14 protein-coding genes and 1 pseudogene are annotated in these 17,409 nt (G+C 42.7%); 9 read left to right on the forward strand and 6 right to left on the reverse strand.

The window, feature by feature from the left end; all coding sequences use genetic code 11:
- Window positions 1-10: 10 nt before the first annotated feature.
- From FTV13_RS07000 to FTV13_RS07015, 4 genes and pseudogenes are all read left to right on the forward strand, one after another.
- On the forward strand, window positions 11-1,120 hold the full coding sequence (locus tag FTV13_RS07000) for a beta-ketoacyl-ACP synthase III (protein ID WP_004784039.1): 1,110 nt from the start codon (window positions 11-13) through the stop codon (window positions 1,118-1,120).
- Between the two features lie 14 nt (window positions 1,121-1,134).
- Complete coding sequence (locus FTV13_RS07005) at window positions 1,135-1,893, forward strand: 1-acyl-sn-glycerol-3-phosphate acyltransferase (protein ID WP_179992421.1); 759 nt, start codon at window positions 1,135-1,137, stop codon at window positions 1,891-1,893.
- A gap of 154 nt (window positions 1,894-2,047) precedes the next feature.
- Window positions 2,048-4,055 (forward strand): annotated as a pseudogene (locus tag FTV13_RS07010) (hypothetical protein).
- An 87-nt stretch (window positions 4,056-4,142) separates the two neighbouring features.
- Complete coding sequence (locus tag FTV13_RS07015; protein WP_180011495.1) at window positions 4,143-5,858, forward strand: AAA family ATPase; 1,716 nt, start codon at window positions 4,143-4,145, stop codon at window positions 5,856-5,858.
- A 209-nt stretch (window positions 5,859-6,067) separates the two neighbouring features.
- Here the strand turns inward: FTV13_RS07015 and FTV13_RS07020 are convergent, their stop codons facing one another.
- Window positions 6,068-6,520, reverse strand: a complete 453-nt coding sequence (locus tag FTV13_RS07020) for a DUF441 domain-containing protein (RefSeq protein WP_179992424.1) — start codon at window positions 6,518-6,520, stop codon at window positions 6,068-6,070.
- Between the two features lie 136 nt (window positions 6,521-6,656).
- Here FTV13_RS07020 and FTV13_RS07025 point away from each other — a divergent pair, with 136 nt between their 5' ends.
- On the forward strand, window positions 6,657-7,364 hold the full coding sequence (locus FTV13_RS07025; RefSeq protein WP_179992425.1) for a pseudouridine synthase: 708 nt from the start codon (window positions 6,657-6,659) through the stop codon (window positions 7,362-7,364).
- A gap of 10 nt (window positions 7,365-7,374) precedes the next feature.
- Here FTV13_RS07025 and FTV13_RS07030 read toward each other — a convergent pair whose 3' ends face one another.
- The 3 genes from FTV13_RS07030 to FTV13_RS07040 all read right to left on the reverse strand — a co-directional run bounded on the left by FTV13_RS07030 (window position 7,375) and on the right by FTV13_RS07040 (window position 9,287).
- Window positions 7,375-7,818 (reverse strand): GNAT family N-acetyltransferase, encoded by a 444-nt coding sequence (locus FTV13_RS07030; protein ID WP_004784033.1) that lies wholly within the window; start codon window positions 7,816-7,818, stop codon window positions 7,375-7,377.
- A gap of 99 nt (window positions 7,819-7,917) precedes the next feature.
- Entirely contained in the window at window positions 7,918-8,265 is a 348-nt protein-coding gene (locus FTV13_RS07035) for a type II toxin-antitoxin system RelB/DinJ family antitoxin (protein ID WP_179992426.1), read from the reverse strand.
- Between the two features lie 113 nt (window positions 8,266-8,378).
- Window positions 8,379-9,287: an RluA family pseudouridine synthase gene (locus FTV13_RS07040; protein WP_179992470.1), complete on the reverse strand. Its 909-nt coding sequence runs from the start codon at window positions 9,285-9,287 to the stop codon at window positions 8,379-8,381.
- Window positions 9,288-9,416: 129 nt separating this feature from the next.
- On the opposite strand from FTV13_RS07040, the gene tsaE reads away from it, so the two are divergent.
- The 4 genes from tsaE to hfq all read left to right on the forward strand — a co-directional run bounded on the left by tsaE (window position 9,417) and on the right by hfq (window position 13,420).
- Complete coding sequence (tsaE, locus tag FTV13_RS07045; protein ID WP_179992427.1) at window positions 9,417-9,893, forward strand: tRNA (adenosine(37)-N6)-threonylcarbamoyltransferase complex ATPase subunit type 1 TsaE; 477 nt, start codon at window positions 9,417-9,419, stop codon at window positions 9,891-9,893.
- Window positions 9,886-11,856, forward strand: a complete 1,971-nt coding sequence (mutL, locus tag FTV13_RS07050; protein ID WP_179992428.1) for a DNA mismatch repair endonuclease MutL — start codon at window positions 9,886-9,888, stop codon at window positions 11,854-11,856. Before tsaE ends, mutL begins: the two co-directional genes overlap by 8 nt.
- A 6-nt stretch (window positions 11,857-11,862) precedes the next feature.
- Window positions 11,863-12,807 (forward strand): tRNA (adenosine(37)-N6)-dimethylallyltransferase MiaA, encoded by a 945-nt coding sequence (gene miaA, locus FTV13_RS07055; protein WP_179992429.1) that lies wholly within the window; start codon window positions 11,863-11,865, stop codon window positions 12,805-12,807.
- A gap of 91 nt (window positions 12,808-12,898) precedes the next feature.
- The gene (gene hfq, locus FTV13_RS07060) at window positions 12,899-13,420 is read left to right on the forward strand and encodes an RNA chaperone Hfq (RefSeq protein ID WP_125279037.1); all 522 of its coding nucleotides are present in this window, start codon (window positions 12,899-12,901) and stop codon (window positions 13,418-13,420) included.
- 101 nt (window positions 13,421-13,521) lie between these two features.
- Here hfq and FTV13_RS07065 read toward each other — a convergent pair whose 3' ends face one another.
- Complete coding sequence (locus FTV13_RS07065; protein ID WP_004784026.1) at window positions 13,522-14,829, reverse strand: peptidylprolyl isomerase; 1,308 nt, start codon at window positions 14,827-14,829, stop codon at window positions 13,522-13,524.
- The gene (gene lptC, locus FTV13_RS07070; protein ID WP_179992430.1) at window positions 14,829-17,300 is read right to left on the reverse strand and encodes an LPS export ABC transporter periplasmic protein LptC; all 2,472 of its coding nucleotides are present in this window, start codon (window positions 17,298-17,300) and stop codon (window positions 14,829-14,831) included. Before lptC ends, FTV13_RS07065 begins: the two co-directional genes overlap by 1 nt.
- Window positions 17,301-17,409: the final 109 nt, after the last annotated feature.

The following is a 17,409-nucleotide window of genomic DNA, read 5'->3' on the forward strand; positions in this document are numbered from 1 at the left end:
GGAGTTTTACATGGGCATCCGTATTACGGGTACTGGCTTGTTCCATCCGGAAGATGTCATTACCAATGAAGAGTTAGTTGAAAGTTTAAATGCTTATGTGGAACTGTATAATCACGAAAATGCAGATAAAATCGCTGCAGGCGAATTAGATGCGCGTCGTGGTTCTAGCGCAGAATTTATTGAAAAAGCGTCAGGCGTACAACGCCGTTATGTGTCAGAAAAAACTGGCATCCTCGATCCAAAACGTTTACGTCCAAATCTACGTGAACGTTCAGATGATGAAATTTCCCTTCAGGCAGAATGGGGCGTGATCGCAGCAAAACAGGCGATGGAAAATGCTGGTGTCACTGCTGAAGATATCGATGTTGTGATCCTGTCATGTTCAAATCTGCAACGTGCTTATCCTGCGGTTGCGATTGAAATCCAGACTGCTCTGGGTATTCAAGGTTATGCGTATGACATGAACGTCGCATGTTCAGCAGCAACTTTTGGTTTAAAACAGGCTGCCGATGCCATCAAAGCAGGTGCACGTCGTGTATTGCTGGTAAATGTCGAAATTACCTCTGCACATACCGATTTCCGTTCACGTGACTGTCACTTTATTTTTGGTGATGTCGCAACTGCATCGATCATTGAAGATACTGAAACTAAAACCGGTTTCGAGATTCTGGATACATCATTATTTACCCAGTTCTCAAACAATATCCGTAATAACTTCGGCTTCCTGAATACGTCTGAAAATGCGGATATCGACGACAAACGTTTCCGTCAGGATGGTCGTAAAGTATTTAAAGAAGTGTGTCCACTGGTTGCAAAAATGATTACTGCTCAACTTGAGAAAAATCATATTGCACCTACAGATGTAAAACGCTTCTGGTTGCACCAAGCCAATGCCAGCATGAATGAACTGATTCTAAAACTGGTAGTGGGTAAAGAAAATGCCAAACCAGGTCTGGTACCCATCATTCTGAATGAGTTTGCCAATACTTCTTCAGCAGGTGTCATCATTGCCTTACATCGTACTGCAAATGAAGTTGAAGACGGCGAATATGGCGTACTGTGTTCATTTGGTGCAGGCTATTCAGTGGGTTCAATCCTGGTACAAAAACGCGTGGCGTAAGCCGGGAGTATATTTTGCAGGTCAAGCATGACGCAGCATGGATCAGGCGCTTAAGTGCCTTATCCAAACTGTATTTCACGCCTACTTTTTTAGGGGCTGAAAATATTGATGCCAGTCGACCTGCAATGTATGTCGGTAATCATTCTATGTATGGCATCTTTGATGCGCCAATGTTGATTGATTACCTGTACAACCAACATCAAGTGGCTGTGGTCAGTATTGCTGATCATAGCCATTTTTATGTGCCGCTATGGCGTGAAGCAGTGAAGAAATTTGGTGCTATTGATGGCATACAGGACTATGTCCGCTCGGCCATGCAGCAAGGCTACTCGATTCTGGTCTTTCCGGGGGGTGGCCGTGAAGTGCTGAAACGGGAAGGTGAGCAGTATCAGCTGATTTGGAAAGAGCGTTATGGCTTCCTTAAGCTGGCTCAAGAGTTTCAATACGATATAGTCCCTTTTGCTGCACTCGGCGGTGATGAAATCTATGAGATTGGATTTGATGCCAATAAGATCATTCAACATAAGTATTTTCAAAAATTATTAAAAATTCCCCAACTCAATAAATTATTACGTCATGGTGACGTGATTCCTTCCTTACCTAAAAATCTGTTTCCCAAACGCTTGCCTTTTTATTTTCAGTTTATGCCGCGGCAGCCAATTCATCATGTGCAGCACGAGAATGATCTGATTGATTTTCGTGAGTATTTACAACACAAGATCTATCAGGGGCTAGAACTGTTGGCTGACAGACGTCGGCAAGATGAAGTCTAGGTCTTTTCATCATTCCTGCTTTGCTTTACATTGAGATCGAATCGTCTAAAAAATCACCATGCTTCAATTTCTGTAATAGAAAGGAAAAAGCGATTTTAAAGGATTGAAATTCAGTAGGTCTGTAACTCAATAGGGTTAAAACGAAGGGGGAAATATGGAACAGGAGTGTTTGTTACTGCCATTCAGACAGCTCGCTGAACAATGCCTCAGTATTTTTCCTGAGTTAAATCAGCTGTATCTGGATCAAATGGCGCTTATTGGTCATGTGAATGCCCAGAATTTGTTCAGGATTCATCAGGATGAGCATCGAATTGATCTGCTTAATGGCTTATTAAATATACAGCTATATACACCTCAAGATTTAAATCTGGAAAGTCCCCATGCCTTAGCAGAAATGCAGATTGATTCCAGGTTGGCTAAAGCAGAGGCTTTGGAAGAGTTTTTTTTTCAGGATATTTACTTTCTGACTGGCGATTTAAAGCCCCAGCATTCCCTGTTTTTACGTGATAAAGCCAAACAGCTCCGTCAACTTATTATTGATCAAGTCTATATATGGGTTAATGCGCCTGAACGAGTTGCTAATTGCTTAAAGCAGATGTCGCCTGTGCAGGCTGAAATCATCGACTCCTTTATGATTAAGGCTGAAGTTTATACTCAGCCTTGTATCAGTAATTGTCTTCAAAGTGGGCATGAGATTCCTGCGCATGTCTTAAAACAGCTACAGCAAATCTTTTCCTTGCAACATTTGCAGTCAGATGAGTTTCTATCGATTCAGTCAGTGATGGACAGTCTGGATGCATTCTGTTTCAGTGCGCCCGAGTTTCTGCACCCAGCGACTTTCCGGATTATCTCCTTATCCTTTGAAAACCGGTTCAATTTGCATGAGCTGAATGACCATATTGACGATATCCGTTTGCTGTATCGGCATGCCGAAGAGCAAAGTCATCTACTGGGCTTTGTACGGCTGATGAATCGTGATAGCTGGCATCGGAGTGATCTGCTATCCAAACGCAATTTTCTGGAAAATAATCCTTATTTATGGCAGAAAAAAGTCGCCAAACTTCCTTTATTTGACTGTCATCGGGTAGTGAACTGGTTATTTAAACAGCCTGCGGAAATTTTGGATTGGCTGAGCAGCAATATTCAACATAGCAGTGTGCGGGTGGCGGCAACAGCTTTAAGCTTTATCGATACGCATCATGTTCATCCGCAGATTGTTTTAGCTACCTTGCAATATTTTCAATATATCGCAGCACGTCTGTTTATTGATGATGTTCATCAATATGCTCTTCAGCATTGCTGGTTTGAGCATGAGCTGAATCGAACAGTTGTTCTCAAAGGGACGCGTCAGGCTATTGAGGATCATCGTATTGCGATTAGTCCATCGATTTTATATCTGGATGAATGGATCGGATTATTGCGGGATGTAGTGGCAATGGATGATCAGATAACTAAAAGGGTCTATGCCAACTTAAGCCGAGTGATGCAAGCTTATATGCAGCATCTGTATAAGATTACCTGTGATTTGCCTGAGGATGTGTTGGCTTATATTCGGCCTCAAACTCAGCAAGACCGTAATTTTTTATAACGTGCTACAACGTAACCAGATTCCATTTGTAGAGTTCAGGAAGCGTTTTTATTTACACGCCCGGCATGTGCGGGAATCCTGTTTTGACGGTTATATCCGCGATTATCTGCCGGAGTATTTTTCTACTCAAACAGAAGTGCCTAAGAATTTAAGCTGGACCAGTTTATTTATGCAGGCAGTTGCCTGGCATGAGCAGATTCAGAAGCAGGAAATTATTGCCAAGCTCAAAAAAGACTTTGCTTTAGCCAGCTGGAGGCCGCTGACACAGGCACATTTTCTACTGTATTTTAATTGGCGTTTTGAGGAGTTGAAAACACTAGAGCGGATTATTGAAGAGGCCAGAATATTCCGGAACTGTCTGGCTGCAAGTTATGCACAGCGTATAGTCGAAGGTGAATATGTGGCTTTTCGCATGTCACATCCTGCAATCAAATTACCTCTGATTTTAGGCTGTCAGTTGCAGAATGACCAAGTCATCTTTGACCAGCTTGAGTATCCAAATAATCAAAAAGCGGAAGTTGAATATATCAATATTGCCCAGCATTTTATTAACTGGTTAAACCTGCAGGCTTGACCGGATTCAGTGCTTTTCTATCCGTGAAGCTTAACTTTTCCGGCAAAAATCGTTAGGCTATAGCCGTTCTTTTACGGTATCTCTTTTATGAAACAGGAAACTGCACTTAAGCTCTTAAAAGCAGGGGAAAATGTCTTTTTAACCGGTTCTGCGGGTGCAGGGAAAACTTATACGCTCAATCAATATATCAATTATCTGAAAGCCCGTAAGGTGTCGGTCGCGATTACTGCATCGACTGGTATTGCAGCAACGCATATGAATGGCATGACCATACATACCTGGGCAGGAATTGGGATCAAAGACTTTTTGTCTGAAGAAGACCTGAAGCGGATGAAAGAGCGCAAATACCTGAAAGAACACTTGGAAAATGCTCAAGTCCTGATCATTGATGAAATTTCTATGCTGCATGCCAAGCAGCTCAATCTGGTCAATCAGGTACTGAAATATTTCAAGGAAAGTGATGAAGCTTTCGGTGGGATTCAGGTCATTGTCGCAGGGGACTTTTTCCAGTTGCCGCCCGTTGGAAAAAATGATGAACGTAACCGCGATAAATTCTGCTTTATGTCGGATGCCTGGGTTGAAGCCAAGTTTCGGGTTTGTTATCTGACCGAGCAGCATCGTCAGGGTAATGACTACCTGAATGATATTCTGAATGCCATTCGTGCGCAGGCCATTTCACCTGAACATCGTTCAGCACTACAGGCCACACGTCAGCAGAATATTGGCGATACCTATACACGTCTCTATACCCACAATATGGATGTCGACAGCATTAACTTTAAGCATCTGAATGAAATTGATCAGGATCCACGCCAGTTTGATGCGCAATGTGATGGCAATGAAAAACTGATAGAAACCTTAAAGTCTTCAGTCCGTGCACCCGAAGCCTTAACCCTGAAAAAACATGCCAAGGTCATGTTCGTGAAAAATAACTTTGATATGGGCTATATCAACGGCAGTCTGGGTGAAGTGATCGGCTTTGAAGATGATGATGAGCATGGCGTTTTGCCAAAGGTCAAACTGACAGACGGAACTACCCTGATTGTAGAACCTGAAACCTGGTCAGTGGATAATGAAGCAGGCAAAACCATTGCCAGTTTCCAGCAGATTCCACTACGTCTGGCTTGGGCGATTACCATTCATAAGTCTCAAGGCATGACACTAGAAGCTGCTGAAATTGATCTAAGCCATACTTTTGAAAAAGGTCAAGGTTATGTAGCACTTTCGCGTTTAAAAAGTTTAAATGGTCTACGCTTGAAAGGCTTTAATGAACAGGCTCTGGAACTGGATGGTCTTGCCATTAAGGCTGATCGCCGTTTTCAGGAACTGTCAGATGAAGCAGAAGCGAATTTTGAAAATGTAGATTTGACTGTACAGCATAAGGCCTTTATCCGTCATTGTGGTGGCACTTTGAACGAAGTCGAGATCCAGCGCAATGAGAAGAAAATTGCCAAAAATGGTGGTAAGCAAAACTACGCGACTGCAACCTTGGATGAAACCCGTGAATTGTTTGAAGAAGGTTATGAGATTTCCGATATTGCCACTGAACGTGGCTTGACACCTGCCACTATCATTAACCATCTGGGGCGTTTGCATAAGGAGCAAGGGCTGGATATCTCAGTGGCTCATCCGGGTGAAGAAGTCGTTGAGCAAGTCCGCAAGATTTATAAACGTCTAACCAAACGTCAAAACTCAGATCATTTTAATGATGATGGCAGTATTAAATTACGTCCGATCGTGGAACTGACCAGTCCGCGTATGGGTTATGATCAGGTGCGTTTGGCTTTGCTGTTTGTGGAATAAAATTTGGGTTTTTAAATTTTAGTATTTAACGTGAGCTTTTACTTTTGAAAGATCAAAAGTAACAAAAATCTTTTGTTGGATTGAAGGTACATCCTGTACCTCAATCCAACGAGCGACATCCATGTCGCTGATCATGTGATTTAATACTTTGCAGTTCATAATTTTAGAATATTAATTTTTAAGAATATTGCACAATCATGGTTAAAGGCTTATTGCGTTCCAATCAATAACGATAAAATCCCGGCTGCAATTAATGGCCCGACAGGGACACCACGAAGTACCGCGACACCTGCGACTGTACCAATTAATAGACCTGCAACGACATCAGGCTGACTCGACATCAGTTTCACCCCACGTCCACCAAGCCAGGCAACAAATAGACCGATTGCAATTGCTAGTAAAGATTTCCAGCTTAGGAAAGATTTAAGAATACTTTCACCGGGAATTTTCCCGCTAGCAATCGGAGCCAATACGCCAATGGTTAAAATAATGATCCCGATATTTAGGCCATGTTGCTGTACATAAGGTAAGAGTTCATTGAGAGGCGTGATTTTTAATACGATCAACACGGCCGCAGCAATAGTCACAGCAGTATTATGACTAAAAATACCGCAAGCCAGTAGAACTAGAAGAACAAGCAGATTCAAATCAAGTTGGGACATGAGGAGATAAAAAAATGAAAAGTCACAGGATTATAGGCTTTTTAGCCATTTAAAGGGAGAATGCTCTACAAGAAATGAATCTGGCTAGTTTTCAGTATAGAATGCGCCTATCGTTCGTATAAACAGGTTCAGACAGATGCTATTGGAAAAAATGTTGCAATCACAAGGTTTCGGCTCACGAAAACATTGTCAGCAACTGATTAAAAATGGTGCTGTTTCGATTCAGGGCGAACTCATCGATAACCCCAAGCATAAGCTGAATCTGCAAGATCTGACCTTTAGCGTCTATGGTCATGAATATCGCTATCGGGAAAAAGTATATATTGCGCTCAATAAGCCTCAAGATTATGAGTGTTCACATCAGGCTACCCATCATTTCAGTGTATTTGATCTGTTTGATGACACCTTGTTAAACCGTGGAATTCAATGTGTAGGTCGTCTCGATCAAGATACAACTGGACTGTTATTGCTGACCGATGATGGTCAGTTTCTACAAGCATTGACGCATCCCAAAAAACATGTGGCGAAAGTTTATCAGATGACTACTGCCGATCCCGTGACAGATGAACAGATTCAACAGCTTGAACAGGGTGTGGAATTGAGAAATGAAAAAGGCACCTTTGCTGCTACAGATATTGTTCGTCTGGATGACAATCGTCTGCAAATGACGATTCATCAAGGGGTTTATCATCAGGTGAAACGTATGCTGGCAGCTGTTGGCAATAAAGTGGAACAGCTGCATCGTGCCCAGATTGGTGCGTTGGCCTTGAATGAACTGGCAATAGGGGAATGGACCTATCTGGACGCAGAACAACTGGCACAGGCAAAATTCCGTACCGAATAAAGTCTGGGATCTATTTCAGGAAACAATGGAAAGTCACGAATTCATTGTCCTGAATAAATCCAAGTGACTCATAAAGTTTATGTGACTGATAATTGGTTTTTTGCGTTTCCAGGCTGATTCGAAGCGCATTTTCATGTCGGGCAAATAAAATAGCAGTATCAATCAGTTGCTTGGCTGCACCATGCCGGCGATAAGGCGGGCTAATATAGACATCGTCCAGCACATAATAGGTAGAACATGCGACTGAGGAAAATCTTAAATACAGCAGAATAAATCCGGTAAAAATATCATCCTTGGTGTTGATAAAAATGACAGTTTGACCATCTTCAAAACGCTGTTTCAAAAATTCGTAAGATAAATCCAGATTGGAAGAAGTACCATAAAATTGACGGTACTCATCAAATAAAACGGCCAGGTTAGGTAGATCTTCTGACTGGGCACGTCGCACGATCATCGGCTTACTCCATGTTAATTTTATTATTTATCATTAACATCAAGCATAGCGAAGTTTGAAAGGAGAGAAACTTAAGAATTGTTCGTAAATGCAACAATGTTAAATTTTGTCGCTTTCACCTAAAATAGCATTCAGTTCTTCAAATAAATCAAAATGATCATCATCCAGATTCATTTCCTGATGATCTGCTGGAATCGCTGTAGTACTTGGACTTGAAGTTTGTTCTGACTTTAGTTCACTCTGTTTCTGCTTGCGTAACTTGATCAACTGTTCCAGGTTGATATTCTGATTTTCAATCGAGAAGGGGATTGATTTGGTTAGAACCACCTGTTTAAAAAAAAGACGAACTGCCTGAGCCGGCGTAATCCCCAATTGTTTAAATACTGCAAATGCCTGTTTCTTTTCTTGGGAATCCAGGCGAATTTGATAAACTTCAGTTTTTCTCATAATATTTTCAAAGCTTTAAATTACTTAACTTTTCGCCTTATTCTAATCGATAACTTCGGGATTTCAATCCTCAAGTTGCCGTTTTTAGAAAATAATCTGTAATGACAAGAGATTTACAGTGTCAATTCAAGTTTAGAGCTAAATTGCATCTGCTTTTGGGTAACTGGATCCGTAAACTGAATGTGTTTGGCCAGTAGCTGTAACGGTGCAGAAAAATCATCATCCGCCTTATGGGAAACCTGCGGATAAAAAGGATCATTCTGGATCGGAATCCCCAAATGACTTAAGTGTACCCTTAACTGATGCTGCTTTCCTGTATGTGGTTTTAGCTCATATTTGCCCCATTGCTGATCATGTTGCAGCAATTGAATTTCGGTTTCGCTATTAGGTTCTCCTTCTACCACCTGCATGGTATAAAAGGGCTGGCCTTTCTCCATTTTCAACTTTGTGATGAGCGGAAAACTTAAATCATCACGATAAGCCGCAATCGCATGATAGGTTTTCTGTACCTGCCGAGTCGCAAACATTTGCTGATAAACGCCACGCGATTGCACACATTTTGAAATCAGCACCACACCTGCCGTTTCACGATCCAATCGATGAATCGGAGTAAGATGTTCATTTCCAGTTTGCTGTTTTAGGCGTACCAGCAAGGTTTCCTGTACATATTGTCCAGTAGGACTCATGGTTAGAAAATGCGGTTTATCCACCACCAGCAGATGCTCATTTTCAAACAGAATATGATGCTGAAAAGGAACATGCACTTCGTGTGCCAAAAAACGATAATAAAAACAATGAGTATTCGCTTGAAAAGAACTTTCGATGGTTAAGGCTTTGCCCTGAGCATCATAAACCAGACCATTATCGAAACGGGATTGCCATTCGCTCGACTCAATATGGGGAAATTGCGCGCACAGATAGGCATAGACTGTCTTGGGTGAATCAGCTGTCGCTTGCAGGAATACTTTACTTGCCGTAACCCCATTCAGCATGGGTGGGCTAAATTCAACAGTCGAAGTCATCACAACGTGGATCTATCTCTTGTTTGGAACGGATGCTGTGAAAAAATACAGTTTCTCACAGAGGTGAATAGGCTTTTAAAGCGTTGCGATGCTATCATAATTATTCTTTTTCATCATGTCGTGAGTAATATGCCCTATTCATTTAATTTCACTTTAAAACATGAAGATGACACCCAAAATCTGGCCAAAGTTCTGGCAAATAATTTTTCTTCGGGCGTTATATATCTGATTGGTGACTTGGGTGCGGGGAAAACCACGCTGACGCGTTATTACTTACAACAACTCGGTCATAAAGGCTCAGTAAAAAGTCCGACTTATACGCTGGTGGAACCGTATCAGGTGAATGGTCAGGATATCTTTCATTTTGATTTATATCGTCTCAATGACCCTTATGAACTTGAATTGATGGGAATCCGGGATTATTTAGAAACTCCCAATGCGCTATTTCTATTTGAATGGCCTTCTAAGGGGGGTGATGAAATCCCGCAAGCCGATTTAATTATTGAAATTTTAAAATCAGAAGATGAGCTGACCCGTACTGCAAGTCTGATTTCTTCTAATCTGGCATTACAGCAAGCTTTGGAGCGTGAATTCCCAAATGGTTGATGATTTAAGCATACGCCGTATCCGTGCACTTGATCCTGCGCTGGCGAACCAGATTGCCGCAGGTGAGGTGATTGAACGTCCTGCATCTGTGGTCAAGGAGTTGCTGGAAAACTCGATTGATGCAGGTGCGACCGAGCTGATCATCCGGGTGGAACAGGGCGGCAGTACGCTGATTGAAATCATTGATAATGGCCGAGGCATTCATTATGAGGATTTGCCACTAGCCGTGATGCGTCACGCGACCAGTAAGATTCAAACGGCTGAAGAGCTGCATGCGATTACCAGTTTGGGCTTTCGTGGTGAGGCGTTGGCCTCGATTGCTGCAGTGTCACGCCTGACTTTAACCAGTAGCCAGAATGAAGATGGCATTGGCTATCAGGTCGAAGTGAACGGTACGGCTTTTGATCATCAGGATATTCAACCGGTCGCAGCATCCAAAGGAACTCAGATCCGGGTGCAGGATTTATTCTTCAATGTCCCGGCGCGGCGCAAATTCCTGAAAAAGCCCGGCACTGAATTTGGACATATCGAAGAAATTGTTCGCCGTATGGCTTTAACGCATTTTGATATTCGCTTTGTATTGGAACATAACCAAACGATCAAGCTGAATTTGCCGGTTGCAGATAGTGGAGCTTTGCGTTTTCAACGTGTGCAACAATTACTTGGCCGTCAGTTTACTGAAAATGCTTACTGGATTGATGCAGACAGTATCAATATGCGTTTATCAGGCTGGCTCGGACATCCTTCGGATGCACGGGCTCAAGCCGATTTGCAGTATGTCTATGTGAATGGCCGGATCGTTAAAGATAAGACTATTTCGCACGCTTTGCGTATGGCTTATGATGGTATCCTGCATGGCCATCAGCATGCCGCTTATTTACTGTTTCTGGAAATCGATCCAGAAAGCATCGATGTCAATGTGCATCCAACCAAACATGAAATTCGTTTTCTGAACCAGCGTGAAGTACATGAATTTGTACGACATTATGCCAAGGAAACCCTAGCACAATTCCAGACTGCGAGCGCTGATCTGGCTGAGGCGATGAAACCTGAGTCTGAAGCTGTTGCGATAACACCTCAGCCGCGCTATCAAGAGCAGTTTAGCCTGCATCAGTCCGTAGCCACTCAACCGGTTATTCCAGTCACATCTCCGTATCGTCAGCATGAAGAAGAAGCTTCTGATGTGTTAACGGATTTCGAGTCATCAGGTCCACAAACTGTGCATTATGCGCAGGATTATAATAAGTCATATTCGGGTTCACAGCAGCTGAATAATGCCTTGAAAAGTTATCTCGCGCCTTTAAGAGAAACTGAACCGGAAACCAATACTTCAGCATCGGATGCATTGCAGTCACATTTACACAGTAAAGTGGATGAGCATCCTTTGGGGATTGCGATCGCCCAGCTGCATGGTATTTATATACTAGCGCAAAATACCGAAGGCTTAATCATCGTAGATATGCATGCGGCGCATGAGCGTATTCTGCTGCAACAGATGAAAATGGCTTGGGATAAACCGGAATTCTGGATATCCCAGCAATTGCTGATTCCTAAAGTGGTGAGCATTAGTCGTATGCAAGCCATGCGTGTTGACGAGCTTAAAGATCAACTTGCTCGTTTAGGTCTGGAAATTGACCAGTATGGTGATGAACAGGTCATTGTACGGGGTGTACCGGCCATTTTGCATAAAGCTGATTTTGATGCCTTGATCCCTGAATTACTGAATGATCTGGATCCGAATGATCAGGGGCAAGGGTTAATGCAGAAACGGGATCAGATTCTTGCGGGCATGGCCTGTCATGGTGCGGTACGTGCGCATCGCATGTTGAGTCTGTCAGAAATGAACGCTTTGCTGCGCCAGATGGAACAAACTGAATTTGCGAGCCAATGTAATCATGGTCGTCCAACCTGGCGAGCATTTCCATTGTCTCAACTTGATAAACTTTTCGCTCGAGGAGAGTAGCCTTACATGTCCAATCAACTGCCGGTCATCAATTTAATGGGACCAACTGCAAGCGGTAAAACTGCTTTGGCATGTGAACTATACGAGCAAGGTCATTTTGAGCTGATTTCTGTCGATTCTGCGCTAGTTTATCGGGAAATGGACATTGGTACAGCGAAACCTTCTAAAGAGGAATTAGAGCGCTATCCGCATCATCTGATTGATATTATTAGCCCGCTCGAAGTCTATTCTGCAGCAAACTTTGTCGAAGATGCTTGCCGTCTGATTGATGATATTCATGCGCGTGGTAAAACACCAATTTTGGTGGGTGGCACCATGCTGTATTTTAAGGCCTTACTTGAAGGCTTATCTGACAATTTGCCAAGTGCAGATTACGCAGTACGTGCCCAGATCGAAGAGAAAGCCGCTCGTGAAGGGTGGGAAGCGGTGTATGCTGAATTATGTCAGGTAGATCCCTTAGCAGGCCAGAAATTTAAAGTCAGTGATAAACAGAGAATTATCCGTGCATTAGAGGTTTTTAAGCTAACAGGTGAGCCGATTACAAAACTACAAGCAGAACAACCAAAAAATTTACCATATCGTTACAATTTCCATAATTATGCCTTAATGCCCGATCGGTTAGAATTGCACAAACGTATTGAAAAACGTCTTGAAATTATGTGGAAAAACGGATTTTTAAATGAAGTTAAAGGATTAATGGGAAAATACGATTTTGACGAAAATTTACCCTCAATGCGTTCAGTAGGTTACCGCCAAGCCATAGAATTCTTAAAAAAAGGTGACCTAAGTCATGAAAAACAACGGGAAATGGAGGATAAGGCTTTATTTGCGACACGACAACTTGCCAAACGTCAATATACCTGGTTGAGATCTTTGCAAGAAAAGCATAAATTTACAACATATTTTACGCTCGAGCAGGCCCAAGAAGACTTGCGAAACTGTCACGGATAAAGCAAAATTTGAGTACTATCTTTTTTATAATTTTTAATTGAAAAATAGAGATAGTTTTTTGCGCTGATTTTTAAATTTTTGGAGTTATAACATGTCTAAAGGTCAAACTTTACAAGATCCATTCTTGAATTCTCTCCGTAAGGAACGTATTCCAGTTTCTATCTTCCTGGTAAACGGTATCAAATTACAAGGTCACATCGAGTCTTTTGACCAATACGTTGTATTATTAAAAAATACAGTAAGCCAAATGGTTTACAAACACGCGATTTCTACAGTAGTACCTGCACGTAACCCTCGTCCAGCTGGTGCTCCTGCTGGTTCACAAGGTGCGGGCTTCGGTGGTCAAGGTGGCGCGGGTGGCTTCGGTGGTCAAGGCGCTGCTGGTGGCTTCGGTGGTCAAGGTGGCTTCGGCGGTCAAGGCGCTGGCTTCGGTGGTCAAGGCTTCGGCGGTCAAGGTGGCTTCGGTAGTCAAGGTGGCTTCGGCGGTCAAGGTGGCTTCGGTGGTCAAGGTGCTGGCTTTGGTGGTCAAGGCGCTGGTTTCGGTGGTCAAGGCGCTGGTTTTGATAACGATTCAAAATTTGAAGATTCTTCTGACGACGAAAACAATCGTTAATCGGATCTGAAATAAAAAAGCCTCTTAATAAGAGGCTTTTTTATTGCTTAAAGAATTGAGCCATTAAAAAACCAGCATTATGCTGGCTTTCTTTTCTTAAATTAACGAGCGCGTTTAGGATCTAGCTGAGGATCTTTGATTTCTACATAGGCATTGCTACGGGTTTCACGTAACCAGCTATCTAGCTCAGCATCAAACTGGCGTTCACCCAGGATCTGGCGTGCCATACGTTCCTGATATTCCTGAGTCATATCTTGCTGACGTGTATCGGTCACTTGCAGGATATGCCAGCCAAATTGTGACTGGAACGGTTCACTAATCTGACCCACTGGCGTACTTTTCATACGCTGTTCAAATTCAGGTACCATGACACCTGGGCTGACCCAGCCTAAACTTCCGCCATCACGCGCTGAACCTGTGTCATTAGAGAAAGTAGACGCCAATACTGCAAAATCTTCACCTTGCTTAAGACGCGTATATAAGCTATCAATCATCTGTTTAGCATTTTCTGGGCTAACCACTTCTGATGTTTGAATCAGAATATGACGGGTCTGGTACTGAGGAACCAATGCTTTCTGCTCACCACCTTTACGCTCTAAAAGTTTCAGGACATGCACGCCATCTGCCGCAGGAATCAGTTCAGATGTTTGACCCGCTTGCAAAGTAGAAACACGTGCAGCGAGTTCGCCTGGGATTTCTGATAAATTTCGCACGCCCATATCAGACGCATCTACTTTAATATCGCCAGTTGAATATTTTTTGCTGATCGCCTGAATATCATTACTGCTGCTTAAATCATTTCTTACTTGTGCTGCAACCTGCTGTGCATTTTCTCCAGTTATACGTAAATGCAGAACATGTACCTGGCTGCCTAACAAAGCTTGACCTTGCGGTGTATTCAGGAAGTTTTTCACATCCTGATCACTGATTTGAATACGTGAATTTACGGCTTGCTGGCGTAAACGGCTAAGTGCTAAATCCTCAGCAATACGGTTACGTAAAGAGGCATACGTATTCGGCGCGATAGCATCCAGTTTTTGCTGAAAAGCTTCTAAGCTAGGGGAGCCTGAATCACGTGCTACTTTAAGCACTGCTTCATTTAAAGATTTTTCATCTGGGCGGATATTGTAGCGTTTGACCTGTTCCAGTTGAGCCTGACGTACAATTAACTGTTCAAGTGCTTGTTGTTCAAGATAAGGTTGCGGGGGAACAGGCTTGTTTTGCTTTTGCAATTGGTGAGAAATTTCAGCAACGCTTTGTGCCAGATCACTACGCAGAATAGCGCTATTGTCGACAACAGCTACAACTTCATCTTTAGGTTGGGCAACAGCAAAAGTCGTCATCGCTGAAGAAAGACATAGCGCAAGTGCGGTCGCTTTAAAAATTTGTTTTAACTGTTTTGTCTTCATTAACGTTCTGTCCAAGTTTGATTGATATTGTTAAAACCTAGAATACGATTTTCTAGTAATGAGGTTAGCTTGTTGCTCAACCCGCCAAGACCTTTAAGCGTTACTTCAGCCATTACTGCACGTTTCGCTTTCACATCTGGGTCATTGATATCGTCTAGGTCATTGTAGTATGAGCGGCCATAGACAGATACTCCCCAACAGCATGACTCATAGTTTACGCCAAGTAAATATTCACGTGCGACACTATTATCCAGGTCAAATTGCGCATGGCCGACCAGACGCCAGTTATTGGCAATGGGCTGGATAAATGAGCCAACCACCTGATCATAACTTTCCTGGCGGTTTGGAATATCTTTACGATAGAAATAGCCTACGTTATACAGATTGCCCTGATCGCCCGTATAATAAACCTGTACATCACGCTGGGCATTGGAGCCATTCGACATCCAGCTAGAATTCAGGTTGACATGCACGTTTTTGTTTAACTGACTTTTAAGCTGAATAACTGGTCCAGTATGGCTTTCACGGTCAAATTCATCTGCTTCACGATCTAATGTGACACGGCGATCTTCAAAGAAGAAACTTTGTCCCACACTGGCGCGTAATCGCTCTAAACCTTCTTCATTAAATAAACTGTAACTAAGACCTAAAGAAGCGAAGTTATTGTCTTCTAAGCGGTCATTACCATAGAAGCGGCGTGCACTAAATAATTGGTCATAATTAATTGAGGCTACGACAGAGTCGAAGTTTGGCTGATTGCGCTGATTTTCATACGGTGAATAAGCGTAAAACAGGCGAGGCGTCAAGGTCTGTAAATAGCGACCATCTTTTTCAAAAATTAAACCGGTGTCCAGCGTAAATTGTGGCACTACGATAGAATGATTTTCACTTGATGAGCTGGTTTGATTATTATTAATACGATCAATAGTATCTTGATCATAGAAAGTATTGATATTGCGTAATGTTGCCTGAGGAATGAAGAATGACCAAGGGGTAAAGTGATTATAGCGTACCGAGAAATCATTATAGATGCGTGTACCACTTGGTTGATAGATGGCTTCATCACCGGTATCAATATTTTCGATATTTCTGATGTCTTTCTGGAAATAAGCTGTATCGTTATTAAATTCGTATTGTAAACCCAGTGGGTTACCGGTCTTATAATTCACCAAAAGCTGCGGCAAACGCGCATAAGGGCGGTCTTCATCCAGAACGGCAGGATCAAGCGTCTGGAAATCTTCAACTTTAAATTGAGCTTTTAAGCCGGGGATACCATTTTTATAATTAACTTCCCAAGCACGGCGCAAGTTCAGGTCTGTTTTTGAATCTGGGTTATTATCCAGATCGGCAAAAAAGTCCTTGTCTGATGCGTAATTATATTCAAGATTTGTTAAGAACTGATCGTTGATTTGCCAGTTATGCAGGAAGTGCAGGTCTTTACGGTCTTTATTGCTATAACTTTCATCAGATGGCAGGTAGCCACCCCAAATCCGGCCTTCACCATAGTTTTCTGTTAGATAACGAAACTCGCCATCCAGCATCGCACCACGGTCACTAATATAACGTGGCGTAATGGTCGCATCATATTGTGGTGCCAAATTGAGATAAACCGGCACACCTAATTCCAGGCCGCCATCATTGGTAAATCCGAAAGTTGGCGTCAGAATCCCAGTGGTACGGCGATCATCGATTGGGAAGTTAAAATAAGGAACAGCGAGTACCGGAACATCTTTCACATAGAGCTTGGTATTACGGGTTTCACCGCGACCGGTTTCCTGATTCAGCTTGATTTGATCTGCCTGAATTTTCCAGGTCGGTTTCTGTTCAGGTGGACAGGTGGAATAGGTGGCATTTTCCAGTTCAAGCGTATCGTCAGAGGTTTTGGCAATCTTTTCAGCACGACCATGCGCATGCTGTTCTTCGGCAATGAAGAAACTGTTGTTTAAGTCACCTTGCTGGGTTTTCAGGTTGTAATTGATATCATCGCTTTGCGAAATCAAGCCACCTTGAGCCAATTGGACTTGACCTTCTGCCTTAGCATAAGTTTGAGTCTGATCAATCGTCACGCGTTCCGCACGAATCTGGCGACCTTCCTGATCAATGACCACATTGCCTTCTAAGTAGGAATCACCGGCCGGATTATAATGACCATAGTCTGCAGTAATGGTTGAAGTTGCCTGTTCAGGGTCAATCGTCGGTGCATCAGGTGCAATAGGAGTGACCCAGGCACCTTCACAATAGGCTGAACTGAGATATTTACCTTGACGCTGCTGTGCTTCTGGTGAAGATTTATCCACATAATATTGTGAGAAGAATGCTTCACCGGGATAGGTCTCATTAATGCGCTGTTTGAGTTGTTCCGCATTTACATTGGATGAGTCATTTGATGCAGCATAGCTTGAGACCGAGCTACTACATAAAAGGGTTAAGATCGCAGTCGCTAGAGGGTTTATTTTAAAGTGATGCTTCATTTGTCTCATTAACCAATCATGCTTTTATCGCAATTAATTATTGTCGCATCATAGAGAAAAAGTTGATAAGTAGCTACACTTAGCACTTTAAAAACTCAGCCTGTACTAG

This window comes from Acinetobacter sp. YH12235, assembly GCF_013417705.1.
Lineage (GTDB): Bacteria > Pseudomonadota > Gammaproteobacteria > Pseudomonadales > Moraxellaceae > Acinetobacter.